23 protein-coding genes are annotated in these 23793 nt (G+C 67.0%); 6 read left to right on the top strand and 17 right to left on the bottom strand.

The window, feature by feature from the left end:
* Nucleotides 1-18 precede the first annotated feature (18 nt).
* Nucleotides 19-1548 carry a serine/threonine-protein kinase gene (locus AB0K34_RS28195; protein WP_138633629.1) on the top strand — a complete coding sequence of 510 codons (1530 nt, stop codon included), beginning with the start codon at nt 19-21 and terminating at the stop codon, nt 1546-1548.
* Here AB0K34_RS28195 and AB0K34_RS28190 read toward each other — a convergent pair.
* From AB0K34_RS28190 to AB0K34_RS28150, 9 genes are all read right to left on the bottom strand, one after another.
* Nucleotides 1526-3595 carry a UvrD-helicase domain-containing protein gene (locus tag AB0K34_RS28190; RefSeq protein WP_138633626.1) on the bottom strand — a complete coding sequence of 690 codons (2070 nt, stop codon included), beginning with the start codon at nt 3593-3595 and terminating at the stop codon, nt 1526-1528. The two genes, AB0K34_RS28195 and AB0K34_RS28190, sit on opposite strands and share 23 nt — an antisense overlap.
* A gap of 217 nt (nt 3596-3812) precedes the next feature.
* Nucleotides 3813-5600 carry a PD-(D/E)XK nuclease family protein gene (locus AB0K34_RS28185; RefSeq protein ID WP_138633623.1) on the bottom strand — a complete coding sequence of 596 codons (1788 nt, stop codon included), beginning with the start codon at nt 5598-5600 and terminating at the stop codon, nt 3813-3815.
* A gap of 448 nt (nt 5601-6048) precedes the next feature.
* Nucleotides 6049-6444 (bottom strand): hypothetical protein, encoded by a 396-nt coding sequence (locus AB0K34_RS28180; protein ID WP_138633620.1) that lies wholly within the window; start codon nt 6442-6444, stop codon nt 6049-6051.
* A gap of 501 nt (nt 6445-6945) precedes the next feature.
* Nucleotides 6946-7140 carry a DUF397 domain-containing protein gene (locus AB0K34_RS28175; RefSeq protein ID WP_301176493.1) on the bottom strand — a complete coding sequence of 65 codons (195 nt, stop codon included), beginning with the start codon at nt 7138-7140 and terminating at the stop codon, nt 6946-6948.
* Nucleotides 7137-8063 carry a helix-turn-helix transcriptional regulator gene (locus AB0K34_RS28170; protein ID WP_301176521.1) on the bottom strand — a complete coding sequence of 309 codons (927 nt, stop codon included), beginning with the start codon at nt 8061-8063 and terminating at the stop codon, nt 7137-7139. The genes AB0K34_RS28175 and AB0K34_RS28170 overlap by 4 nt, the downstream gene beginning before the upstream one ends.
* 326 nt (nt 8064-8389) lie before the next feature.
* Entirely contained in the window at nt 8390-8584 is a 195-nt protein-coding gene (locus AB0K34_RS28165) for a DUF397 domain-containing protein (protein ID WP_301176494.1), read from the bottom strand.
* 272 nt (nt 8585-8856) lie between these two features.
* Complete coding sequence (locus AB0K34_RS28160) at nt 8857-9354, bottom strand: hypothetical protein (protein WP_364551959.1); 498 nt, start codon at nt 9352-9354, stop codon at nt 8857-8859.
* Complete coding sequence (locus AB0K34_RS28155) at nt 9351-9797, bottom strand: hypothetical protein (RefSeq protein WP_364551957.1); 447 nt, start codon at nt 9795-9797, stop codon at nt 9351-9353. Before AB0K34_RS28155 ends, AB0K34_RS28160 begins: the two co-directional genes overlap by 4 nt.
* Nucleotides 9784-11400 carry a hypothetical protein gene (locus AB0K34_RS28150; RefSeq protein ID WP_301176497.1) on the bottom strand — a complete coding sequence of 539 codons (1617 nt, stop codon included), beginning with the start codon at nt 11398-11400 and terminating at the stop codon, nt 9784-9786. Before AB0K34_RS28150 ends, AB0K34_RS28155 begins: the two co-directional genes overlap by 14 nt.
* 958 nt (nt 11401-12358) lie before the next feature.
* On the opposite strand from AB0K34_RS28150, the gene AB0K34_RS28145 reads away from it, so the two are divergent.
* Nucleotides 12359-12985: a maleylpyruvate isomerase family mycothiol-dependent enzyme gene (locus AB0K34_RS28145; RefSeq protein ID WP_301176498.1), complete on the top strand. Its 627-nt coding sequence runs from the start codon at nt 12359-12361 to the stop codon at nt 12983-12985.
* 102 nt (nt 12986-13087) lie between these two features.
* On the opposite strand, the gene AB0K34_RS28140 is transcribed toward AB0K34_RS28145, so the two are convergent.
* The gene (locus tag AB0K34_RS28140) at nt 13088-13447 is read right to left on the bottom strand and encodes a helix-turn-helix domain-containing protein (RefSeq protein ID WP_301176499.1); all 360 of its coding nucleotides are present in this window, start codon (nt 13445-13447) and stop codon (nt 13088-13090) included.
* Between the two features lie 78 nt (nt 13448-13525).
* Here AB0K34_RS28140 and AB0K34_RS28135 point away from each other — a divergent pair, with 78 nt between their 5' ends.
* A complete protein-coding gene (locus tag AB0K34_RS28135; protein WP_301176500.1) occupies nt 13526-13936 on the top strand; it encodes a RidA family protein in 411 nt (136 codons plus the stop codon).
* 165 nt (nt 13937-14101) lie between these two features.
* Here AB0K34_RS28135 and AB0K34_RS28130 read toward each other — a convergent pair whose 3' ends face one another.
* Complete coding sequence (locus AB0K34_RS28130; protein WP_301176501.1) at nt 14102-15040, bottom strand: hypothetical protein; 939 nt, start codon at nt 15038-15040, stop codon at nt 14102-14104.
* A gap of 418 nt (nt 15041-15458) precedes the next feature.
* On the opposite strand from AB0K34_RS28130, the gene AB0K34_RS28125 reads away from it, so the two are divergent.
* Both AB0K34_RS28125 and AB0K34_RS28120 read left to right on the top strand, forming a co-directional pair.
* A complete protein-coding gene (locus AB0K34_RS28125; RefSeq protein WP_138633591.1) occupies nt 15459-15884 on the top strand; it encodes an ATP-binding protein in 426 nt (141 codons plus the stop codon).
* On the top strand, nt 15881-16453 hold the full coding sequence (locus AB0K34_RS28120) for a hypothetical protein (RefSeq protein ID WP_301176502.1): 573 nt from the start codon (nt 15881-15883) through the stop codon (nt 16451-16453). Before AB0K34_RS28125 ends, AB0K34_RS28120 begins: the two co-directional genes overlap by 4 nt.
* 308 nt (nt 16454-16761) lie before the next feature.
* Here AB0K34_RS28120 and AB0K34_RS28115 read toward each other — a convergent pair whose 3' ends face one another.
* From AB0K34_RS28115 to AB0K34_RS28105, 3 genes are all read right to left on the bottom strand, one after another.
* Nucleotides 16762-17805, bottom strand: a complete 1044-nt coding sequence (locus AB0K34_RS28115; RefSeq protein ID WP_301176503.1) for a zinc-binding dehydrogenase — start codon at nt 17803-17805, stop codon at nt 16762-16764.
* Nucleotides 17806-17947: 142 nt separating this feature from the next.
* Entirely contained in the window at nt 17948-18748 is an 801-nt protein-coding gene (locus AB0K34_RS28110; protein ID WP_301176504.1) for a hypothetical protein, read from the bottom strand.
* 197 nt (nt 18749-18945) lie between these two features.
* A complete protein-coding gene (locus tag AB0K34_RS28105; protein ID WP_301176505.1) occupies nt 18946-19803 on the bottom strand; it encodes a hypothetical protein in 858 nt (285 codons plus the stop codon).
* Between the two features lie 613 nt (nt 19804-20416).
* On the opposite strand from AB0K34_RS28105, the gene AB0K34_RS28100 reads away from it, so the two are divergent.
* Nucleotides 20417-20668 carry a hypothetical protein gene (locus tag AB0K34_RS28100; RefSeq protein ID WP_301176506.1) on the top strand — a complete coding sequence of 84 codons (252 nt, stop codon included), beginning with the start codon at nt 20417-20419 and terminating at the stop codon, nt 20666-20668.
* A gap of 240 nt (nt 20669-20908) precedes the next feature.
* Here AB0K34_RS28100 and AB0K34_RS28095 read toward each other — a convergent pair whose 3' ends face one another.
* From AB0K34_RS28095 to AB0K34_RS28085, 3 genes are all read right to left on the bottom strand, one after another.
* The gene (locus AB0K34_RS28095; protein ID WP_301176507.1) at nt 20909-21481 is read right to left on the bottom strand and encodes a snapalysin family zinc-dependent metalloprotease; all 573 of its coding nucleotides are present in this window, start codon (nt 21479-21481) and stop codon (nt 20909-20911) included.
* A 31-nt stretch (nt 21482-21512) separates the two neighbouring features.
* Nucleotides 21513-22238, bottom strand: a complete 726-nt coding sequence (locus AB0K34_RS28090; protein WP_138633572.1) for a serine protease — start codon at nt 22236-22238, stop codon at nt 21513-21515.
* A 557-nt stretch (nt 22239-22795) separates the two neighbouring features.
* Nucleotides 22796-23767 (bottom strand): NAD(P)-dependent alcohol dehydrogenase, encoded by a 972-nt coding sequence (locus tag AB0K34_RS28085; protein WP_301176508.1) that lies wholly within the window; start codon nt 23765-23767, stop codon nt 22796-22798.
* Nucleotides 23768-23793 lie beyond the last annotated feature (26 nt).

Here is a 23793-nt window from a genome sequence, read left to right as displayed (position 1 = left end):
GGCCAGTGGAGGTGGGCGTTGCGGCGGGGCGATCTCCTCGGAGAACGCGAACGGTACGAACTCGACCAGGCGATCGGGCGCGGCGGGATGGGCGAGGTGTGGCGCGCCTACGACCGCTTCCTCGACCGGCGCCTCGCCGTGAAGTTCACCAGCGTCTCGGACGAGTCCCTCGTCGGCCGGTTCGAGCAGGAGGCCCGCAGCACGGCCTGGTTCGAGCACCCCGGCGTCCCCACCGTCTACGACTTCGGCAGCCACGACGGATGCTTCTACCTCGTCATGCAGTACGTCGATGGCACGACGATCGACCATGTCCTCGACGCCGAGGAGAGGCTCTCCGTCTCCTGGGCGTCGCTGATAGCCGCCCAGGTGTGCGCGGTGCTGAACGTCGCGCACCGGCGTCCGCTCGTCCACCGCGACCTCAAGCCCAGCAACCTGATGCTGTGCCCGGACGGCTCGGTGAAAGTCCTCGACTTCGGCGCCGCAGTGGGTCTCGGCCCAGGCGACGTACGCCGCACCACCACCGGCCTTGGCGCTCCCTACACGCCGGGCTACACGTCCATGGAGCAGGTGTACGGCAGCCCAGGCCCGCAGAGCGACCTGTACTCCCTCGGCTGCGTCCTCTACGAGATGCTCACCGGACGCCAGGTCTTCCCAGGCGCCACCCCCTACGAGGTCCTGCGCCGCCACGAAGACGAGGCCCCGACCCCACCGAGAGCACTCAACGCCGCCGTTCCACTCGCACTCGACGCCCTCGTCCTGCAACTCCTCGCTAAGCAGCCAGGAGACCGCCCAGCCGACGCGGACGACGTGTACCACCGTCTCCTGCAATTCGTCTCGTCCCTGGAGCCGCTGCCGGGGATCGTCGACACGATCGCCCCGCAGCACCTCTACGCGACGGCCGTCAGCCGCATCCGCCTCACCGGCAGAACCTCGACCACCCGCTCCGAAGAACCCATCGAACCGCCAGAACCGGTAGAACTCCCGACGTTCGACGAGGTCGTCCAAGCGCGCGCGGAAGCCGGCGACCTGGCCGACGCGGGCCGCTACACGCAGGCGGCCGAACTCCTCTCCGGCCTGACCGAACCCGCCCGCCTCGCCCTCGGCGACGACGACCCCGAGTACATGGGGCTCCGCCTGGACCTCGCCGAAGCGCTCTTCCAGGGCGGCGACTACCGGCGCGCCGTCCACGCCTATCGCGCCGCCGCCGTCACCCTGTCCGAGGTCTCCGGACCGGACGACCCCGACGTCCTGGCCTGCCGCGAGCAGGAGGCCGTCTGCCAGGCATACCTCGGCGCCACGGGCACGGCCCTGACCCACCTCCGTGAGCTCCTGGACGACCTCACGCCCGGCAGCCCCTACGACCCCCTCACACTGCGCGTCCGCGAACGCATAGCCCGCCTAGAACTCGCCGCGGGCCGCACCAGCGAAGCCCGCAAGGAACTCACCGAACTCCTGTCCGACCTGACGGGCCTGTACGGCGACGACCACCCGCAGGCGGTCGGCCTACAGGCCCTCCTGCACGACCTCAGCCAGGCAGGAACGGGCTAGGCGACCCCGAGTACGACACGTACAGGTGGTCCCGCGCGCGCGTGGACGCCACGAACAGCAGGCACCGCTCCTTCTGGACGTCCTGTGCATGCGCCTTCGGGTCCTCGCCCTCCGGAGTGACGGCCTTCGCCGACGGCAGCGACTTCTCGTCCGCCCCGATGACGGCGATGCACCGGAACTCCAGGCCCTTCATCTTGTGCATCGACCCGACCTGCACGCCCGGCGACTTGCTGGGCACCTGGTAGGCGGTGATGCCGGCCTCCTTCAACCGCTTCGCCGCCTTGCGCGCCACCCACACGTACCGCGCCGCGACCCCGATCGCGCCCGCCTCCACATCGGCGTCCAGCCACGCCCGCACCTGTTCGACGAGCCCGTCCAGTTCGGCGTCCATGTCCGGATACGCCTTCACCACGGGCCGCCGCCCGTGCATCGGCGACCGGTACCCGTCCAGCGTGTCGGCCGAATCGTCGAGCCCCTGCGCCGGCGAATGCCCCAGCAGCGGCACCGACCACGCCAGGATCTCCTGCGTCGTCCGGTAGTTGATCTTCAGCTTGGTGCTGCGGCCCCGCACGTTGATGCCGAGGCTGGCCAGCGACACGTGGCTGTCGTAGATGCGCTGGTGCGGGTCCCCGACGATGAACAGGTCATCCGGCCCCTCCTTGACGAGCCGCCGCAGCAGCCGCCACTGCGCCGTGTGGATGTCCTGCGCCTCGTCGATGACGACATGGTCGTACTCGGGGCCGTCCACCAGCTCGGCGGCCTCGTTGGCCAGCTGATGGAACGTCGACTTGCCCTCGGCGGCCAGCCCGTCCACCACATGCCCGATCGCGCGCCACACCACCGCCCGCTGGGCCTTCCCGAGCGGAACCCCGCGCCCCGCCCGCGTGCACGCGAGATACTCCTCCTCGCTCTCCAGCCCCTGCGCCAGGACGATCTGCTCCCACTCCCGCTCCAGGAACGTCGGCGAGAACGGCGTCCCGTCCGCCGCCTCCTCCCACAGCGGCTCCAACACGTCCGCACTCGCGATACCGGGCTTGTGGTGCCGCCCGACGATCGAGTACGAAAGCGCATCCACATTCTTCACCTGGATCCGCCCGCGCACCTCGGCGTCATCGACGAGCAGGTCCAGCTGCTTCTCCAACGCCTCGGAGAGATTCCGCGTGAACGTCGTCAGCAGGACACGCCCGCCCTTTCCCGCGAGGAACTTCGCCCGGTGCAGCGCCGTCACGGTCTTCCCCGTCCCGGCACCGCCCGTCACCTGAGCCGGACCGCTGTAAGAAGGCCGGAGCGCGACCCGCCGCTGCACGGGATGCAGAAAAATCCGCCACGTGTCGAAGGGGTGCTCGAGAATGTCGCGCAGTTCCTCGGGCCCATTGACGAAAACGACCTGCCCGGGCGTCCGCCGCATGGCCGTCACCAGGTCGTCGGGGTCGACCGCCGCGGGCTTCTCCTCGGCCGGCAGATACTTCGCGACCTCTTCCCACGCCTGCTGGACGCTCAACCCCTGCGCCAGCGCCAGAAGCGCCATGTACTGCGGCTCCGGAAGCAGCTTCTCCAGCGCCAGCAGATGCGCGTCCTCTGTCAGCACCCGGACGAGCGGGAGCACGTCCTTGTCGACCCCGAGCCGCACCAGGTCCTTCTCGAAAACGTGCCCCAGCAGCCGGAAGACCTTCCCCTCCGCGGCCTGCTCCAGCGCCGGCGACAACTCCTCCAGCGCGGCCTGGTCCCGCACCTCCAGCACGCCGATCGCCTGGTTCACCGAGAACTTCCTGCTCCGCGCCCATTCGATCGCGTCGTCATGCGCCATCACGGCCAGCAGGCAGTACACGTCCCCCTTCTCGGGAGCCAGCACCACCCCGCGCCAGAACTGGTCGATCCGGATCGTCCGGATCCGCGGATCCTTGGCGTTGTTGAGCTTCTCCAGGTGCAGTCCCGCATGCGTATGCTCCGCGAACTTCCCGATGGCCGCGTCCACGCCCTTGCGCACCTTCGGCTCGAGCTTGGCGTACTGCGGCAGGAACGAGTTCGCAATGGCCAGCTGGGCCACCCCTGCACCGCCCTTTCACCCCACCTGACCCCGCGTCAGGTCCGAACATCCTAGAAGCGCCCCGCCCCCCGAATTGTTTGAACCGCGTACAACCCCCCGTCCGCCTCCGGACAACCACGGAACTCAACCGCAACCGGCAACAGACCGCCGCCGTCACCGCGTGTTCCAGCGCCACCGGTGCGGCGCCGCTCACCGGGTTCGTCATCGTCGGTCGTCCTCAGAACGGGGGCGGATCATCGTCCGCGTCCGGATCGGCGATGTCGTCGGACACCGCTTCGGCGCGGTCGCTCACCCGGCCGGACACGCTCAGGACCTCTCCGGTGCGGGGGTCGATGCGCACGCCGTCCACGACGATCGGCGCCTTCGGGTCGCTCGGGGCGCGGTCGGGGCACCACTGGCCGACCGGGCACGTCCCGCACCACGGTCCCGGATCGGGACGGAACACGGTGTCGGCGTGCCATCCGGCGGTCATCCGCCTGATCACCCGCGCGGCGGCCTCCCGCACGGCGGGGTTCGCGACGTCGAACGACAGAACCTCCGCCGCGCCCGGCGTCATCGTCTCCAGCTCGACGGTGCCGGTCCCGTCCCCGCCGAGTACGCCGTGCTCGATCAGCCGGACGGCCAGCGCCAGCTGCGGCACCCGCGTGAACACCTCGTCGGCCTCGCCACCCGGCGCCGCCATGCGGGTCGTCTTCTGCTCCCGGTAGACGACGCGCCCGTCCACCTCGCGGATCAGGTCGGGGTAGGCGACGACGACCACCTCGGCCGCCGGATCGTACGCCGCCACGGTCGGCTCCGTGACGACATCGCCGACGGCGCCCGCCATGGGGCAGGCGGCAAGATGCGAAACTAGGTAAGGCCGCGCATCCCGATACTCCTCCGGGGTCATGATCCGTGCCGCCAGGCCGAGGTCGTCAGCGTCAGCATCCGGAAGGTCGGCGAGGACGCACGCGCGCGCGGGGTGCCGGGCGTGCGCCGCCTCCAGCCACTGGTGGACGGCCCGGCCGCGCCGCGCCGCCGAACCATCGGACCACGCCGCCGCCGGCAGGTGGAGTTCACGCAGGTGAGCCTGCGCCGGGCAGATGAGGTACTGACGCCCGGTCGTGACCGACCACGTCCGCCGATGTGTCCCGCCGCCCTCGATGCCCAGCAGCGCCGGAGCGTGCGGCAACGCGTCGCAGGACGACCGCGCCTTGCAGCCGACGCAGTCGGAACCCGGCTTCCGCACGTCGGTGAAGACGATGTCGGTGACGAGGTGCCGGGTCCTGTCCCGGTAGGCGCGGCGGATGTCGGCGGGCGACGCGTCCACGACGACCCGTGGCGGAACCCCGCTCGCCAGGACGACCTCCACCACCCGAACCCGCGAGGGCTCGCACTCGTCGGGAACGACACTGACCGGCAGGTCCCGATAGACGTTTCCTTCGGCGCGCTGGCCCGCGGCCACCACGAAGGCCAGGGCGTCGTTGGACGGGGCATCGCGCTCACCCGCGCGACCCATCCGGAGCCGTCGGAACTCGCGGACGTCGCCGCCCGGCGACGCGTACCAGCGTCCCCATGCGGTGAGCATCCGCCGCTCCGCCGCCGACTCGTACTGGACGACCCGGGGGAGCCGCTCGGGAACCAGCGCGACATCCTGCACTTCAAGATCGTCCGCGATCCACTCGGCGGCCTGAAGGTAGGCGTCGCATGCATGCCTCACCCACACCGCGACACCGGCATGAACGGTCGAACGGCTCCCGCTGACGACGCTGACCACGGCGTCTTCAACGGCCGTGTCCTGGTACTCGACCAGGTCCAGCGCAGCCTGGACCAGGCCCAGCGGAAACGTCTCCCATGGCGCGTACCGCGGCTTCTCGTAGACGCGGGGCCGGAGCAGGGGGCGGGCCTTGAGGGCGATGTGCGCGGGGCAGCGCCGGCCGTCCCGGTCCAGCGCGCTCGCCGAAAGCCGGATGACATGAGCCTCACCGCGAAGCCCGGCGGGCGGAGTCCAACTGTGCGAAGTCACGGCGTCAAGTAGAGCACATGTGAACTCAATCAACCCATTGTCTGAGGAAAAATGCACACTCACGCCGAGTGGTCGACTGTGTCAGGCCCAACATGCGTCCGCCTTTCGGTCGGTTTGTCGCATTCTGGCGTCACGCGGTGGCAGTACGGACTGTCATCGGCGCTCATGACAGATGGACACAAGGCCAACGCGCGGGGTTACTGGCGAGGATGCTGAACCTGGCGATGACGGCGGCGACCCAAGGGCGCCGTCCCGGCGCGGGGTCAGCTGGACTGTTGTATAACCGGCAGTCGGTGGCGGGAGACGTTCGGCGAGCGCGCCGACTGGCAGAACCCTCTCTAGCGGCGCCGTGTACCTGCGCCATCGAACGCGGAGTTGACTACTCCATGGATGCGCCTCGGCGGAAGGTGCGCAGAGCGGCACCTTCCGCCGAGGCCGGGCAGACTGCTCAGTAGCAATTGGGAAGGCCGGGGATTCGCTCGTTCTGACCACCCACGGTGAACACGGTGGCAGACACCCACACCTTCCGGTTGCCGCTGTCGTCGTCGGTCTGGGCCCACCAGGTATTGGTGTTACCCCACTTGTCGGTGTAGCGCTGTCCCCAGTCGTTCTGGCAGTAGAAGTAGTTCCGGCCCGCGAAGAGCTTCCCTCCTGTCGGGAGCCAGTGAGGGTGGCCGTTCCCGACCCAGCTGTAGCTGTCCGCGGTGATCCAGGTGTTGTAGTAGTACTTCGAAGCGGCCGCGGGAGCCGCCGCGTCTGCGAACGCGCTTCCGGCCGGCGACAGAACCGCCCCGGCGACTCCGACGGCAACAGCGGCCCGAACGACTGCCCTGCGGATGGTCATGGTGCCTCCCCGATATGCGTCGAGTGCTTGCTGAAAAGACAGTACGGAGACGCGTTATCGATCTCTTATCGACCATCATCGACGAGCTGGATCAGCCAACTCGCCGCCTCCCGCCGAGCGCGCTCCTCAGCAGGGCTGATCGATTCAACGACGAGAACACCCTCAGCGTGGCCGGATGCTCGGACCGAGGTTGGTCCACTGTGTCGACAGTGCCGGCAACCTAGAACGGGGTGGGAGGCAGTGGAATGATCAAGCCTCTTTCCGGGCCGGGCTGTATCGCAAAGTAGAGTCACGATGAGCCACGGTCCAATGCTCCCTTAGCCGTCTACGATGCGATGACGCAGGCATTGGAGCGGGGGCCAGCCGTACGAAACGATTCTCGATCCGCCCGCAGGTGACGGAACCGCGTCACACGGGGCACAGGAGTGTGCACTGCGCCCAGACATCGGCGGCCTTGGGACGAGCGGCTCGCCTCAAGGCCGGTTGATGTTCGGCGGAGGATCAGTGATCTTCTGAGCGTAGCTCTTGGAGCAGGGTCCGCCATTCCTCGCTGGTGAGTTCGAGGGTCGGACCGTAACCGTAAAGCTTGGTGTCGCGGATGCCGACGGCCCCATCGGACGTCCGGCCCACTTCGACGCAGTGGCCGTTGGGTTCGCTGTAGCGAGACTTACGCCAGTCGTGGAACTGCTTGGTCATGTTCCCGATCCTGTCTGGTCGATGAGCCGGTTGGCCACCCCTGTGAGGAAGGCAATACTGTCCCGGGTGGACAGTGCAGCCTTCCGGAGGCGGTCATATATCCCGGCATACCGCGTCACCTCGCCGTGCTCCGTGAGAACAAGGTCAGTCGTGACGGTGTCTACGATGGCGATGGGCTGGTCGTCTGGCTCGGTGAACGTGTAGATGTAGAAGGATGACTTGGGGAGGAAGCCGCCAGGTATGCGGGCGTCGTGCATCAGCACGCGAACTGTGATCCGTTCTATCTCCGAGACCATTTGGACCATGTGCCGGAGCTGAGCGGCCATCACCTCGGCTGGTACCGCCAGCCGGTGAATCACCGACTCGTCCAGGATCGTCTCGTAGCTGGGGCCGCCGGCTCTGAGCAACTCGTGCTGGCGGCGTTCGCGAGCTTCGGTCATCCTGTCTGGCTCGTAGTCGAGGGTTCCCTGACTCTCGTCCAGCCTGACGAGGGACTCGATGAACGGACGGCACTGTACAGCGCCGGGCATCGCGGTCTGGTCGTAGGCGCGGACTGTCGCGGCGTTGTACTCCAAATCGGCCGCGATCTTCTGACGAGGACCCACAGTCATGCCGTAGCGGTCCCACCAGCCCTTCTGCGCGGCCTCGCGGGCGAGTTGGCAGATCCGGTCGTACTGGCTCCCGGTGATGTCGAGTGCGTCGAGGATGTCCATGATCTCCGTCAGGTCCGGCCGACGCTGGGCGTTCTCCAGCCGGGAGACCTTCGTACGGGTGTAGAACATGAGGCGAGCGAGACCATCGGCCGTGAGGCCACGGCTCTCGCGCAGTTTGCGGATCTCGACCGCCAGTTGACGGCGGCGGACGTATGGACTCGGCAAGGCCGTCCTCCCGAAATCGCGTCGGACATGATCCGAACTGATCACTGATTCGGCACAGTTGATCACTACCGAGTAATCGTACGGTCGCCCTCGGACAAAAACGCGATCCGGGTCTCCGAAACAATCGCGATCCCTGGTATCGGCACACGCGATTTCCGCACGTTCAACATTCGCGTGTCCGATTCGTCCCAGTAGGCCAAATTCACAAAGCCAACATGTGTCGACTTATCGGATATGTGAACGAGAGGCGATCCTTGATCCGTCCGCAGGTGATGGATCCGCGTCCCACGGGACACGTCAGTGTGCACTGCGCCAAGACGCCGGCAGCCGCGGGGCGAGCGCGCGTCCCAAGGCCGGTGGTATCCGTAGCATCAGTGGGCGTCTGCGCGGATCGTGTGGAGGAAGCTCCGCCATTCCTCCCTGGTGAATTCTAGGGTTGGGCCATCGCCGTTGAGTTTGGTGTCACGGACGCCGATCGTCCCATCGGCGGCCTGACCGGCTTCGATGCATCCGCCGTTCGGTGCGCTGTGGCGTGACTTGCGCCAACTGTGGAACTGCTTGGTCATGTCCTCGATCCTGTCTGGGCGGAGAGCCCGTTGACCGCCCGGCCGAGGAGGCTCATGCTGTCTCCGCGGGACAGGGCAGCCTCTCGCAGGCGATCGTAGATTTCGGTGTAGTGGCCTACGTCACCTCGCTGGTGTAGGACGAGATCGGGTGATGTTATCGATCAGCGTTATTGGTGAGCCGGCCGGGTCCGCGAATGTGTGGGGTAAAACGCTGAATTAGAGATGAACCCTCCTGGGAGGATGGCGTCCTGGTGGAAGCCAAGCCGCCGGTATCATCGCTGTTCGGCGGGCTCGTTTCGGCGTGCGGAAAGCCATTGCCTGGTGTAGGCGGTCGCCTCATCGATGAACTGCTCCAGCCCCGCCCGCTCGAAGTTCGCTTCGTCGATGAGGTACAGGAGGACGAAGATCTCGGCGTATAGCACGGCCCGCACGTCATTCGGCCCGCCGTCTTCAAGGGGTGGCGCACCGACGACACGGCGGATCATGTCTTCGGCCACGAGTGCGTTGATCAGTCCTGCGTCTTCTTCGGCCTTGATCCGTACGTCAGCCACGAGCCTGACGATCTCGCCAACCGTGTACGTCGGCGAGAACCTTCGGCGCACTGCGACACAGAACGCCCCGTAGAGCAGCGACATGTACCCGGCCGCCGTCGCGTTGTCCTTCTGAATCTCCTCTTGTAGAGGCGTCCACGCCTCTGGCCCGTTTAGTAGGAACGACCGCAGGGCGAGGATATTCGCTTCGCCGATATGGACGGCCGAGTAATCCATCACCCGAGCAACTCGTCAGCTAGCAGGCGGGCTTTGCGTAGAAATGCGTCGAGTTCGCTTGTCGTGAACTGCTCCTCGCCTACCAAGGCTGCGAGAAGGACGGTCTGATGGCCAAATTTTGTGTCTGGATCGGCGTCGACCATGGTGCCCCTGCCGAGCAAATCGAGCAGCATGCTCTCGGCGATCTGTGGGTCTATTAGACTAGCGGACTTTTCGTCCGTTTCGCGCACCTGGGCAACAAAGGCAATGACATCTGAATTGTTGGCAACAATTCCATCTTTGATGAAGCGTCGCTCAGCCGCCTCGATGAAAGCGGCAGCGACCAACGCTGTGTAGTATACGTTGGCTTCGTTAGAATCGAGTTGCTCCATCAATCTAAGGTGCTCCTCGCGATTCCCTGCGAGTTGGGCGCGAAGTACGGCTACCTGCTCATCAGTTATCGGCATGTTCTCTCCTTCTTGCCTGTCGCGCAAGATTGATGATAGAGCGGACGACCTCAGTCACGACAATTGCTGCACCAACGGCTCCGATCACTGCGTCGCCAGCCTTGGCACTCTGATCGGGCGACCTTATTTGATCGTTGTTGGCGCGCGCGCCGCTTAGCTGACCCGTTGGTTGCACGCGCTCCAGATTCTTCTGAGCTGTTTCGGAATATGTGTTTGTTGCATCTTTGGCGTCACTTGCAGTATTGAGGAATTTGCGGAGGCGCTCGCGGCTGGGAGATGGATTATCGGGATCACTCTCCTGATAGTCGCGGGAAGCCGGGTCGTCGTCGGGGTCGCGGAGTTCGCCGCGTCCGGCGTCGCCGCCTTGTGCTCCCACCGGGTCGAGGTCTTCGCGGGTCGGAAGTTCGGCCGGTTCCGTCCCCTCGGGTTCGGTCCGCGCCAGTTCGGTACCGGGTTGGCTGGTCTGCTCTCGTCCATATCGGGGTTCGATGTGTACTTGGCCACTGCTGTCGGTGTACACATCGGAAAGAATGGGATTGGGGTGGGCCTCCGGGTTTGTCTCATTGGTCTCGTTCGGGTCCTGCTCGGTGCCGTCGTCTTCGGCTTTCTTACCACGGTCGCCATCGTCTTCGGCGTGCGGTTCTTGCGTCCCGTGGTTATCGGCGGTCTCTCCGGACGAGGGTGGAGGGTTGTCAGTGGTTTGCCGGTCGCCTGTTTCACTATTCGGGTCCTCGGGGTCGCCGAGAGGCTCCTGGATCTCGGTGCCTTGCTCGACGGCTCCGTCTTGGCGACGGTCGGCCTCGGCCTGCTCTTCGGCGGGAAGCGGGCGTTGCGAGTCTTGGCTCTGGCCGGTGGGCCGCTCGGCGGTGGGGCGGTCCTGCTGCTGGGAAACGGGCTGTTCGTCGCCCGCCTCCGCCGCTGCGGACGGGGACGCCGGGCCGTTGTCGGTGGGCCCGTCCACCGTCGGCGCTTTCGGCTCGGAGTCTCCCACTGGGTTGGCATCGCGTCCCCGTGACTCTGGGGCGCCGGGTGCGCTGTCCGTCCCGGCCTCCTGAGGAGCGCTTCCCTGCGCGCCGGAGCCGTCGCTGGGCTTGTCAGTGTCCTGCGGAGGTTGCTGCGTGTCCGGTGCTGTTCGGCTGTCAGCGGATGCGGCGGCTTCCTGCCGTGGGAGTGGCTCGTGCTCTTGCGGACGCGGCGCCTCCGGCACTCGGTTCCCGGTCTGCTCCCCGGAAAGTTGAGGCGCGGGCCGGTCGCGGTCGCCGGGTTCGTCGCGGCCGAGAACTTCGTTGGTCAGTGTTCCGGTGTCGCGGGGCCGTGCTTCCTGCTCGCGCTCGTCATCCCGCGTGCCCTCGGCGTTTGCGGGTGCGTGCTCGCCCTTCCCCGCCTCACGCACGTCCCGACCCGCGTCGGTGTCATCCGCCTTCTGGCCGCCGGTTTCGCTTTGCTGCGGGTTGGGACGGTCATCGCGGTCACCGCCCTCCAAGCCGGCCGCGCTGCTGGAGCCAGCGTCCTGAGCCTTGTTCTGCTCCTGGTCCTGCCGAGTGCGGGCGCGGCTTTCCAAGCGGGACGGCTGGCCGGGTGATCCGGGGTTGTCGGCCGGCAAGGTGTACTGCTGTGCGGGAGGCGTGGGCTTGTCGGCGGGCCCGGTGCGGGTGTCGGTCTCGCGTTCGGTGACCTGGGCGGCCTGGGAACGGTCTCGGCTACCTGGAGAGGATGCGCCGGTTCGAGCGCCGGCGTCGTGTGAGCGCGGTTCCTCGTTCCGCGGGCTGCCCTGCCCGGTCTCTGATCTGCTTTGGGTCCCTGCGCTCTCGGTAACTCCACCCGCCTGCGATGAGCCGGGCTTGGCCTCACGGGGGCTGGCCGTGCCCTGGGCGCCGCCGGTGTCCTGGCCCTTGCTCTGCTCTTGGTCTTGGCGGGTGCGGGCGCGGCTTTCCAGGCGGGACGGCTGGCCGGGTGATCCGGGATTGTCCGGCGGTGGCGTGTAAGGGCGGTCCCCGGACGTTGGCCTGTCCGCGGTCTCGGTGCGGGTGCCGGTTCCGCCGTTGTCCTCCACGCCCACGCTGGCAGGCCCTTTCCACGAGGGGGCGCGAACCGGTTCGTGGCGACGGTTCGCGGGTCATGTCCCGTGACGCGCGGGGCCGACGTCCAGGGCGCAACCGGACCCTATGTAACCGTGCGCGTGCAGACTTTGCACGTGCGGAAATCGGACGTGAAAGTGCCGTGCCTGCGTTTCGCCTTCCAAGTGGTCGACAGGACCCGCGATTCGTCCTCAAGGAGTGCCTGAGCCGGAAGGGGCGCTGAATCCGACGGTCGGCAATCAAGTGATGCGTCGCCCCGCCCTGCCAGCTGTTGTGGAAGAAGCGCTTCCCGGTCAGGGCGGACAGCGGGCCGTGGTCAGGTGACCTCCACCGCCCTTGAAGGCCGAAGATCTCTCCTCCCCGGATCGAGCGATCACGAGGAGACGAGGTGTTCGACATCGCGGTTCGCTCACCTGGCGATGAGTTCCTGCCGTGCCGCGAGTCTCACCCGGCGAAACACCCTGATCGAGTGATGGAGAAACGGTGGCAGAAGACGTCTGGCCGATGGTTCATGCGGAGCGTGCGGCGCTGATCGATGATCTCGCCCATCTCGATGACGAGCAGTGGCGGGAGCCGTCGCTGTGTGAAGGGTGGACGGTGCATGACGTGGCCGCCCATCTAGTCGGCACGGCTCGGACGACGCGTCTGGGGTTCGTGGTCGGCCTCGTCCGGGCGCGGTTCGACTTCCACCGTCAGAACGCACGTGGTGTGGAGCGTGAGCGCGGTGCCTCACCTCAGGAGACGTTGAAGCGGCTTCGCCAGGTGGCGTCGCGGCGGTCGACGCCTCCGGCGCCGCTCGACAGCCGGCTCGTGGAGGAGGTCGTCCACGGTGAGGACATCCGTCGGCCGTTGGGGCTCAGCCGCTCCTACCCGCAGGAGGCCGTGGTCAGATCGCTCCGTCTGCAGGCTCGTACGCCCGCGGCTTTCGGCGGGGCCAAGGAGTTGACGGCTCGTCTCCGGCTTACGGCGACGGACGCCGACCTGTCGATCGGAGACGGCCCGGAAGCGAGCGGAACCGCGCTTTCGCTCCTCTTGGCCATCTCTGGGCGAGCAGTGGCGCTGGACGATCTTGGCGGGCCGGGAGCCTCCACGCTGGCGATGGCCGCCTGAGTTCCGCACCGAACGGCCGCAGATGTTCTCCGGGGCCGTTCTCGTCCCCCAGAACGGCCCGCTAAGACCGCGCATGATCATCGTCCGGCAGGTGAGAACGCATTAGCCCTGGGCGTCGAAGGCGTCGCGGGCGCGTTCGATGGACGGCATGTGCTGGGAGGCCCAGGCCAGCAGGACGTCGACGGGATCGCGGAGGGTCTTGCCGAGCGGGGTGATCCGGTAGGTGATCGCGACCGGCCGGGTGGAGGTGACCTCGCGCTCGATGATGCCGTTGCGTTCGAGCCGCCGCAGGGTGGCGGTCAGTGATTTCTGGGTGACCCCCGGGATGGCGCGGCGGAGTTCGTTGAAGCGGCAAGGACGCTCGCACAACTCGTTCAGGACGCTGAGAGACCACTTGTCGAGCACCTGGTCGAGCAGCTCGCGATGCACGGCGTCGATGCGGATCTCGCCCTCGGTATCCATGCTGAAACCTGGTTTCGTTGAAGTGTCCTTCTTGCACTAAGTATCTTAGCGATACCTAGCTGAGAAGGAGAACACCTCATGTCCGTCCAGTACCTCACTCCCGAAGGCATGCTGCAGCCCGCGCCCTACCACCATGTGGCCGTGGGCACCGGCACCAGGCACGTGCACGTCAGCGGGCAGGTCGCCCGCCAGGCCGACGGTGCTCCGGTCGCTCCGGGCGACCTGGCCGGGCAGGTCGCCCATGCCCTGCGCAACACCGCCACCGGCCTGGCAGGAGCGGGTGCAACGTTCGACGACGTGCTGCGCCTGACGTTCTACGTCACGAAATGGAGCCCGGCAAAGATCGGTGACTTCATGGCCGGCGTGGAGGCCGTCGCCGAGGAAATCGGGCTGAAGCTTCCGATGCCACCGGCGTCCCTCATTGGCGTCGATTACCTCTTTGAAGAGGACGTCTTGGTCGAAGTCGAAGCCATCGCCCTCCTCGACTGACCCCCGCCCGGGTGTAGGCGGGCTCCGTGCCCCTCGCCGTTGCGGAAGTCAGGTCCAGACCTGGGACCCGCAGCGGGAGGGGCGCAACTGGATGCTCGGCCTTCCGCATTCCGCTTGCCGGGTCGCTGCGGCTAGCGCGGATAGGTCCCGCCGGGCTCGGTGCCGTCATGACGGACGGTGGCGCGGGGCGTCCGGTGGCCAGGCGGTTCGGGTGGGCATCAAGGGCAGGCCGCTGAGCCAGACGTGATCGGCCTTCGGCGCCACGCGGATGGAGACCGGGATCCCACCGGTCGCGCGGGTCGGAAACTCGCCGGCCCCGGCATCGCGCGACAGGTAGGCGAGCCCTTGCCGGAGATGGGCCCGCGGTCCCGGGTCGAGGTGGCGCGCCCACGGCGGCGCGGGCTCGTCGCGCAGCCATGCGAGGCAGGCCATCGCGTAGCCGAACTCATGTTCCGTCAGGTAGCCGAGACGTGAATAGCCGTCGTTGCGGGCGGCGTTCAAGGTGCGCTCATCCAGATATCCGAGCGGCTGGACGGAGAAGCCGCGGCGCGTTTCACCGAACCTCATCGCGGCGTTCGCGGTGAAGACGCCGAAGCCGAAATAGACGGTCAGGAGGTCGGTCAGCCGCTCGTGATCCTTGCGTCCGGCGGTGATGCGCTTCTCGCCGAGGAGCCGAACATGGCACAGTTCATGCGCGATGATGGCGATCAGATAGGCAGGATCGGACGCCTCCGCCATGTCCAGCCCGATGACCGCTCGGCCGTTCTCGACGTAGTAGTGCCCGACCGCGCGCTTTTCCGCGCTCTCCGCCGTGCCTTCGTCCGCCCGGTCGAACAACTCCACGATGAGCTCGGACCGATCGATTTCCATCAGTTCGCACACTGCGGTGAGCAGGCGGTCGACCTGCTGCGGCGTGCCGGTGTAGTCCTGCGGGCACAGCGCCGGACCGGGCAGGGCCACAGGCCGCAGCGCCGGGCCGCGGCCGAACTCCCGAACGAACCACATGATCGACGCCTCGATCCACGCCTGGTGCGTGATGCCGACCGGGCACTCGGTCCCCACAGTCGGCGACCAGGGCCGCGGCGCCTCGGGCTCTTCGTTCATCGCACTCCCCGGTCATCGTCGTCTCGTATCCCCTTAGCGGCTTCGACGCCCGCGAAAATGGCCGACGCCTGCCGCCCGAACGGCCGTGCCCAGGGCAGCGGCCGAACCGTGCAGATATTTATCACGCATTGCAGCCGCACTGTCAACAATGCTGCGACATTCCCTCCGGAAGGAGGGTTGATAATGGCATGTACGGAATTTGGATGAGTGAATTTAGAGGCGTTCGCCCCTGCCGTGTGCGAGACGTGCACGTGCGGGATTCGGCCATGCGCGGCCCGTCTGTACCAATCCACCGTCCGGGCCCCCAACTGCGCCGATTTTGCGTGACCGTGAGGCGACTTCCTGTGACGATCGGTGTGCGGAGCAGGGGAGACCCGAGCGAACCGCAACGTCCACGTCCGTGATCAGGAGTGTTCCGATGTCCTTGACGATGCCTCCGGCGGTGCAGCCGGCGCCGATGCGTTGGCGGCGTTCCTTCCCCGGCGGGCCTGAGCAGGCCCGCGACGTCCGCCGGTTCGTCGGCTGCCTGCTGGCCGGCTGCCCCTACCTCGACGACGTCCTGCTCGCCGCCGACGAACTCGTCGTGAACGCGCTGCGGCACACGAAGTCCGGGCAGGACGGCGGCTCCTTCACCGTCGAGATCGCCCAGGACGGCGGCCTCGTCGCCGTGTCGGTCACCGACCAGGGCGGACCGGTCGAGCCCGCCGCCGTCGATGCCTGTGAACTCGCCGAGTCCGGACGCGGGCTGCGCACGGTCTCCCTGACCGCCGCGAGCTGGGGCTGGCACGGCAACGGCGAGGGCCGCACGGTCACCGCCGTCTTCGCGGGGGAGTGGGCCGCGTGACCGAACCCGCCTCCTGGACGCACGTCCGGGTCCAGCGGCGCGTTCACGCCGCGATGACCGCTGCGATGCGCGCGGACGTCCACGCCATCGACGCCGCCCTCGTCCAGAACGAGATCGGGAGCCTTGATGCGCATAGCCGTGAGTTCGTCGGTGCGTCCCGTCGTCTCGTGCTGGCCTGCACTGCCGCGCTGACCTGCGTCCTGTCGGCGCACCGCCCCAGCAGCGACCAGCGCGGACGGGACATCTGCCATGGGTGCGGGACGCCCGACTGCCGCACGCTGCAGGGGATCGCGGATGTTCTGGCCGCCTACACCGTCCGCCCGAGCCCGATCGACCGCGCCGAGGCATGGCGTCGCGCCGACACCCATTTCGCGTGCGGTGCCCGCCCGGTCCCGGTGGTCGTCGAAGAGTTCCCGGACGGTTTCATCACCCGAGCCGCGACCGCCCGTGCCGACGACACCCGCCCGATCCTGATCGTCGACCGGCACACCGGTGCCTTGAGCCGCTGGCCGTCCCTGCCTCACGACACCCTCGTCCGCGAATACACCCGCCATCACGCCGGCCGTTGATCCAAGCAGCACACGGTGGGACGTCGGCCAGGTCGTCCAGACGGCTCGAACCGCTCCGACAACGCGACCGCGGGATTCGAAGTGTCCGGCGGACTTCGGCCAGCTCACGAGGTCCGCGTGTGGATCGGCTCGTCACCGCTACGGCAGCGGCTCTAGTCGTCCTCCACGTACGGCCGCCTAGCCCGCTGATCTGCCGCCTTCTTGCCCTCCAAGCGCGCACCCAGAGGCAGGGACGGGGGCTGCCGCTGGGCAACGCGTTGGAGGCGCGACAGCAACCCTGACCTCGCTCTCACTCACCGAAATGCGTATTAGGGCAAGACCACAATCTTGCCGACGAGTGAGCCGTGGCGGAACTCCTCCTGAGCCGCATGGATGTCGCTGAGCGGATACCTGGCGGCGATGCGCGGTCGCAGGGCGCCTGTGCGGGCCAGTTCCGCCAGCTCTGCGAAATGGGCACGGGTGTGCATCGAGGAGCCGATGAGGCTGAGATTGTGCAGGTAGAGGCGCCGCAGGTCGAACGAGACCACGGGCCCGGCGACCGCGCCGGCGATGACCCAGCGGGCACCGTCGCGCAGTGCGGGCAGCACCCGCTCGAGCCATGGGCCGCCGGCCACGTCGGCGACGGCGTCCAGCCCGCCGGGCGCCGCCGCCCGCAACTTGTCCTGCAGTTCATCCGGGTCCATGTCACGGGAGACGGTGACTTCCGCGCCGGCGTCCCGCACCACTTCGGCCTTGGTGCCGCTGGTCAAGGCCAGTACACGCGCGCCAAGCGCAGCCGCGAGCTGGACGAGGGCGAACCCGACACCGCCGGACGCACCCGTCACGAACACCGTCTCGCCCTTCTTGATGTGGGCCCGCTCCAGCATGCCCATCGCCGTGCCGTATGCCACGGGCAGCGAAGCGAGCTCCTCGTCGGACAACGGCGAGTCGGTCATGTCGTGCAGCCGGACGGCGTCGACCGCCACATAGGTGGCGAAGCCCCCGTCCGCCTCGCTGCCGAGCAGACCGATCGGGACCGCGTCCTCGCCCTCATCGGCGTAGAATGCCGGATCGACCAGGACTCGCCGTCCCACCCAGTCATCGGAGACGTCGCCGCCGACCGCGGTGACCGTACCTGCGATGTCCCCGCCCTGCACACGAGGGAAGTCCACCGGGCCGCGCCATCCGGCCTTCGCGTCCGGCCGGCCCGGCAGCCCGTAGGCGCCCTCCCGCGTCCAGATATCGGTGTTGTTCAACGCCGCCGCAGCCACACGAATGAGCACCTGGCCTGAGCCGACCCGGGGAACGGGCCAGTCCTCCCGCACCTCCAGGGCGTCCGGCCCGCCGTGTCGGCGCAGCACAGCGGCGGTCATCAAAGAATCGTCGCCCATATGTCCTTCCTGGCTCACCACCACTTCCGGACGGGCTTCCCCGAGCGCACCCGTGTAACCCCGCGAGGGGGCGATGAGGGCGGTCGTCGCGCAGCCCGGCGCCCCGGTTTGATCAGGGTGGGCTCTAGGGGGCCAGCGTGACCTGGTGCTCGTGACCAGGGTCGATGACGACCTCTCCCTCCGCCAACACGTCTCGGCCGCGCACTGACTCCCACGCCGTGGTGATCCCCTTGGAGGCCTCCAGTGCCAGCAGTGATGTGAAGACCGCGCGTTCCCCCACTGGTCGGTAGACCAAGGAGTCTGGGAACCTTTCACGCAATTGTTCGGTGTGGCTGTCCCTCATTATGCGAAACAGTGGGATGTTGAAGCTCTGGAGCGCTTGGACGGGAAGCAGGGGGCCTCGTTTGTCGACGTACAGCAGCACGTCTCCGGAGATGCTTGCGGCGAGTCCCTCAAGGGTGTCGGACCGCCAGCCTTGAAAATCATCCGACTCGACGAAGTCAAGTTGGATGGGGCCTGTGCTGCTCACGCCGAGCATGCGAAAGTCGTCGAACGTCCAGATCACCGGTTTCCCGTCACTGCGCACCGGAATGCTGAGCTGTTTCACGTCCAGGAGAGACTTGGCGAGTTCGAGTCGGCGGGCTCTGAGCGCGGCCATCTTGCGCATCCAGGTCCGGGCGCTGGATGCCACGTCTCTGGCGCGGACGTCAACGGTGTTGTCTCGCTCGAACCCGGCAAGGATGTCCGCCTTGCCCGGTCGCAGTTCATGTCGTATCCCACCGTCGGTGGGATACGGGCGGCGGTGATCGAAACCGAAGTATCTGATGTCGTCGGGTATCTCATCGGGGAATGCTTCGCAGAAGTAGATCGAACCATCATCCGACGGGCTTCTGGGGTTGTTCTGATCCCAGTCCGGATCCGGCACCCACTTCAATCGGGCGCAGGAGTCGCAGATGCTCCACCGTGGTACGATCACAGCCGCTGCCTCCCATTGAAGTATTCATCGATGAATCGTCCCAACGGTCGTAACAATCGGGCAAGGCTGTGTGCTGATTCGGCTACCTTCCCCGCAGAGCAACCGGGGCACCGCGCTGCCCCCGGACCAGGCTTGATCGATGAGCTCTAAGCGGTCAGTGTCGCCTGGTGCTCGTGACCAGGGTCGATGACGACCTCTCCCTCCGCCAACACGTCTCTGCCACGCACTGACTCCCACGCCGTGGTGATACCCCTGGAGGCCTCCAGCGCCAGGAGCGATGTGAAGACGATGCGTTCTTCCTTTGGCCGGTAGACCAACGAATCTGGAAACTTCTCGCGCAACTCTTCGATCGATCCGTTCCGCATGATGCGAAACAGTGGGATGTTGAAGCTATGGAGCGTCTGCACGGGAAGAAGAGGGCCTTTCTTGTCGACGTAGAGCATAACGTCCTCGGATATGCCGTCGGCGAGCTCCTCGAGCGAGTCGGTGCGCCAGCCTTGAAAATCGTCCGACTCGGCGAAGTCGAGTTGGATCGGTCCCGTGGTGCTCACTCCGAGCATGCGGAAGTCGTCGAAAATCCAAATCGCTGGTTCGCCATCACTGCGCACCGGAACGGTGAGTTGATCCGCGTCCAGCAGGAACGTGGCAAGCTCGAGCCGGCGGGCTCTCAAAGCGGCCATCTGGTCCATCCATGCTCGCGCGGTCGATGTAACGTCCCTGATTCGGACTTCTATGGGAGTCTCTTCCTCGAAGGCGGCCAGAAGATCCGCCATGTCCGGCCGCAGCTCGTGGCGGATCCCGCCGTCGGTCGGGTAGGGGAGTCGGTGATCAAACCCATGAAAGCTGATATCGTCGGGAATTTCGTCCGGGAAGGCGGCGCAAAAATCTATCACTCCGACTTTCAGGGGATTGGTTATCTCATTTGGGTTCCAGTCGGGATCCGGGACGCTCTTCAAAAGCTTGCAGGAATCGCAGATGCTGGACGGGGGTATGATGGTTGTCACTACTTCCCCTTGAAGTGCTTGTCGATGAATTGTCCGATCGCTGCAGATATCGGCGCGGCAGGCGGGCGGCTGCCTGTGAGGCGGGCGTCATAGCCCTGCCCCTTCACCTCCGCGCGGCATGGTTCGGGTGCTCAAGACGACCCAGCATCTCGGTTCTCCTGCACAACGCCCACGCTCGCAACCCCTTCGCTGGCCGCCCGGAAGTGATCCGAGCAGTCGGACGGCTCTTCGGACGTGTACCGCGACGTGCGGGGCTGATGTCTGGCCACGCCGGCCCTTATCCAATCGCGCACGTCCAGGCTTTGCACGTCCCGATATTCGGCCGCACCACCTGGTTCTGCGTATGTTTAGTTATCGCGTCGACCACTCCACTGCTTCGTCCCATGATGTGGGCAGCATGGGACGAATTTGACTTCAACAAGGATCTATTCAAGCGAGACGACGATGCCGTGTACGTCCTAGAACAGCTGATATGAGGCTGCCTGTAGGGGCCTCGCGACCTTGCGTGCAGCGGACAGGCTGCTAGGCAGAGGGCGCGCCCGGCGCCGTGGCGGTGTGTGTGGCGCGGTGGCGCTACCGTTCGGGGGAGAGTGCCCCTCGGATGGGAGTTGGTGTGAGGCCGCCGGTCTGTTTGATCTGCAGGGCGTCCCCTCAGGGCGACCTTTCGTACGCGTCGTTCACGGCCGTCCGTTTCGCGATCGACGCCGAGGAGGAGGCCGTCCGGCGGGAATGGGACCGGGAGGGCTGGGTCGGCCATCCACCGGAAGTGGAGTGGTTCTGCGGCGAGCACACCGCGCTGGCCGAAGAGCATGCGCATCTGCATTGGCGGACGGCCTTGACACGCTTGCAGGCGCACCAGAAGTAGGCCCGAATGGGCTGAGTGTCTGGTAGCGGGGACGAGCCTGCCATGGACTCGGCGTTTTGGCGCGTCCGGCCTCGTGCGGTTTTCGCACCTCAGCGTTTCGCGATGTACTCCGCGCCGCAAGCGTCCGGCCGGCTCGCACGTCTGAGAGCAGCCACGCGATGGCGCGGCACCGTCACGGGGCCTGCTGGTGACGGTGCCGCGGCGGGTTTCGGCGTCCAGGGGACGTCTGTGGTCGGACGGTCAGAAGACGAAGCAGTCCGCGTAGGTTGCCTGCCGGGCGGTGGCGGCCGTGCGCGCTGCGGGGACCCAGGCGCCCGCGTTGCGCGTGACCTGTGCTGCTTCTGTCGAATGCGGAGTGGTGCTCTGGCAGGAGACAGGGGAGCTGTGGCCCGACATCAGGTAGTCGCAACGTCCGTTGCGGTTGTCAGGGAGGCTGAGGGCGTGCCCGAGTTCGTGGGCGGCGATCCTGGGCGGGTAGAAGCCGTCGTTGACCGCTTGACGTCCCATGTAGATGACGGCCTGGCCGAAGCCGTACATGTAGGTGCGGGGCCACCCGTTGTCGGCGTAGACCTTGACGGTGGCCTGGGCTCCGGTCGCGGGGACGAGCCGGATCGCGGGCACGGCCGCGTTCCATGCGGCGGCGCCTTCGTCGACGGCCGCCCTGAACTCCTGGGCGCCGCTGGCGTCGTAGTAGATCGTCCGGACGGCGAGCGGGGCGGGGGCCGCGGCGGACGCGGGAGCGGCGGCCAGCGCGGGCACCAGGAAGGCCAGCCCAAGGGTGACGGTCAGTGCCGCCATGATCTTTCGGAACATGCGGGAACTCCTGCGGGGGTGGGGGCGGGGGTCAGCCGCCGATTTGCTGGTTGATCCAGGACAGGTACGGCGCGATGCCGGTGTACAGGGTCGTGGTCGCGCACTCGCCGCGGTTGTCGCCCGGGCCGTGGGTTTCGCCGACGAGCGTCCAGTTGCCGCGGGAGCCGACGACCGCCGGGCCGCCGGAGTCGCCGTGGCAGGCGGAGTGCGACCGGTCGCCCGACACGCAGACGTCGTTCGCGGTGCCGCCGCCGGCCCAGCACTGGCCGCTGGGCAGGACGGTCAGGTCGATCTCCTGCAGGATGGTGGGGGTGCTGCAGTACGGCCAACTCGTGCAGCCCCAGCCGAGCAGCCGAACCGGGGTGTTCGGCGCGGGGTTGGACTGCGCCATCCGCACCGGGGCCGCCTGGACGGGCGAGGACAGGTGCATCAGCGTGAGGTCGGTGCCCGGCCGGGTCGTGCGCCGGTCGATCGACCGGACCTCACCGCCGGAGTTCTTGTAGATCGAGCCGATCCGGGCCTGCGACGCCGGGCCGCAGTGGTTGGCCGTGACGATCCACTGGGGCGCGACCAGGCTGCCGCCGCAGCCGTTGTTCAGCGCCGCCATCCAGGAGTACGTCTCCGTGGCGGTGTGGCCGCCGATGATGGGCTGGGCGCCGCCGCCACCGGGGGGTTCGGCAGCCGACGCGGCGGTCGCACCGCACATCGTGAGTGCGGCCGCGCAGGCGACCAGGGCCGCTTGCATCAGTCTTCGCATGGTGGTTCTCCAATCTGGAGTTCAGGCCGGTGGCGGGCCTCTCCGCGCTCCCCGACCAGAGCAGGCGGCGGCAGCGCCGAAACGGCGGTTACCGGGGTGTGGAGCCGATTCCAGGACCTCGGGCGTGGCCGCGTTACGCGACGGTGTCGGGCTCCGTTAATGGACGGTGCGTTTCCGATCGTCGGTGGGACGGGTGAACGCGGAAATCTGCCCGGCGCTATGGACCGGGCTCCATGAGTGGCAAAGGAAATACAGCACCGCATACTCCGTTGTATGCGGTGTCTCAATGATCTCCTCGGGGGTGCCACATCTACCGGAGGGTAGTTGAGCGAACCATCTCGCTCTAGCGGATGAACGGTCCTAGATGTTCAATGTTGATTTCTAGGAGCGTAGAAATCCGGTGCCGGTGCTGTTCCGTGCCGTGATCTCGCTGATCTCCGGTGGAGGCAGCCGTGATGACAGTTCGGAGAATGGATGCGGCTTGCGGTGATGCGCGGCGTGAGCGAGTGCTGGGGTCGGCCCTGCGAAAGTTTTGAGGGGGCGGACGTTCAGGCCGGTCAGGGGTGTGGTGCGACGTCGATGACGACGTTGCCGATCTTCTGGCCCGTTTCGACGTATCGGTAGGCTTCGACGATCTGATCCAAGGGGTATCGGCGGTCGATGACCGGCCTGAACTGCCCTGACTCCATCAGGTCCCGGAGGTGCTCCACCATTTCCTTGTTCTGTGTGGGCGCGCCGAACTTCACCCTCTTGCCGCGCAACAGTGGCGTGAAGAGTGACAACGGAATGTTCTGCCACCCTGGCCCGAGGTCGGACGACATGTAGAGCCCGCCGGGTTTCAGCAGCCGTCGGCAACGGCCGAACGTGCTCTTCCCGACCGCGTCGAGTACCAGGTCGTACCGCTGTTCGTCCGCGGTGAAGTCCTGGGTCGTGTAGTCGATGACCCGGTCAGGCCCCAGGTCGCGCACCAGTTGCAGATTCGCCGTGTCGCACACCGCTGTCACAGTGACGTTCATGCTTTTCAGCAGTTGCACCGCAGCCGAGCCGATGGCGCCGGTCGCGCCGTAGACGAGGACGTCCTGTCCGGCCGTGATGCCTGACGTGCGGATGGCCGAAAGCGCGTAGTGCGCTCCTTCCGTACCGGCGGCGGCCTCACGGAAAGCCGCGTCCGCGGGCATGGTCGCGATCATGCCGCTCTCCGGGACGGACAGGTACTCGGCGTGCGTCCCGAACCGGCCCTCGTTGTAGCCGAAGACCCTGTCGCCGACGGCGAAGGACGCGACGCCGCTGCCGACCGCTTCGACCACTCCGGCGAACTCGGTCCCCAGGATCTTCCGACGCGGCCGGACGAGGCCGGTGAGCAGTCGCATGAAGAAGGGCCGGGCGGCGCGGTAGGCGCAGTCCGTGCGGTTCACCGTGGTCGCGTGCACCTTGACGAGGACGTCGCCGTCTCCGGCCACGGGCTCGTCCACCTCGGCGATCTGGACCACTTCGGGCGGGCCGTACCTGGCATGAACCGCTGCCTTCACAAATGCACCATAAGCCAGGCGTCCAT

The organism is Actinomadura sp. NPDC049382 (assembly GCF_040677125.1).
Lineage (GTDB): Bacteria > Actinomycetota > Actinomycetes > Streptosporangiales > Streptosporangiaceae > Spirillospora > Spirillospora geliboluensis.
The sequence above is the reverse complement of the archived record's forward strand: the minus strand, read 5'-3'. Positions and strand labels throughout refer to the sequence as shown.

What these genes read in the sequence shown, in the direction of transcription:
- AB0K34_RS28130 (WP_301176501.1), bottom strand. Translation starts at nt 15,040, where the DNA reads ATGAACGAAGAGCCCGAGGCGCCGCGGCCCTGGTCGCCGACTGTGGGG.
- AB0K34_RS28175 (WP_301176493.1), bottom strand. Translation starts at nt 7,140, where the DNA reads ATGACCAAGCAGTTCCACGACTGGCGTAAGTCTCGCTACAGCGAACCC.
- AB0K34_RS28115 (WP_301176503.1), bottom strand. Translation starts at nt 17,805, where the DNA reads ATGACCGCCGCTGTGCTGCGCCGACACGGCGGGCCGGACGCCCTGGAG.
- AB0K34_RS28140 (WP_301176499.1), bottom strand. Translation starts at nt 13,447, where the DNA reads ATGGATACCGAGGGCGAGATCCGCATCGACGCCGTGCATCGCGAGCTG.
- AB0K34_RS28180 (WP_138633620.1), bottom strand. Translation starts at nt 6,444, where the DNA reads ATGACCATCCGCAGGGCAGTCGTTCGGGCCGCTGTTGCCGTCGGAGTC.
- AB0K34_RS28135 (WP_301176500.1), top strand. Translation starts at nt 13,526, where the DNA reads ATGTCCGTCCAGTACCTCACTCCCGAAGGCATGCTGCAGCCCGCGCCC.
- AB0K34_RS28125 (WP_138633591.1), top strand. Translation starts at nt 15,459, where the DNA reads ATGTCCTTGACGATGCCTCCGGCGGTGCAGCCGGCGCCGATGCGTTGG.
- AB0K34_RS28155 (WP_364551957.1), bottom strand. Translation starts at nt 9,797, where the DNA reads ATGCCGATAACTGATGAGCAGGTAGCCGTACTTCGCGCCCAACTCGCA.
- AB0K34_RS28165 (WP_301176494.1), bottom strand. Translation starts at nt 8,584, where the DNA reads ATGACCAAGCAGTTCCACAGTTGGCGCAAGTCACGCCACAGCGCACCG.
- AB0K34_RS28095 (WP_301176507.1), bottom strand. Translation starts at nt 21,481, where the DNA reads ATGTTCCGAAAGATCATGGCGGCACTGACCGTCACCCTTGGGCTGGCC.
- AB0K34_RS28090 (WP_138633572.1), bottom strand. Translation starts at nt 22,238, where the DNA reads ATGCGAAGACTGATGCAAGCGGCCCTGGTCGCCTGCGCGGCCGCACTC.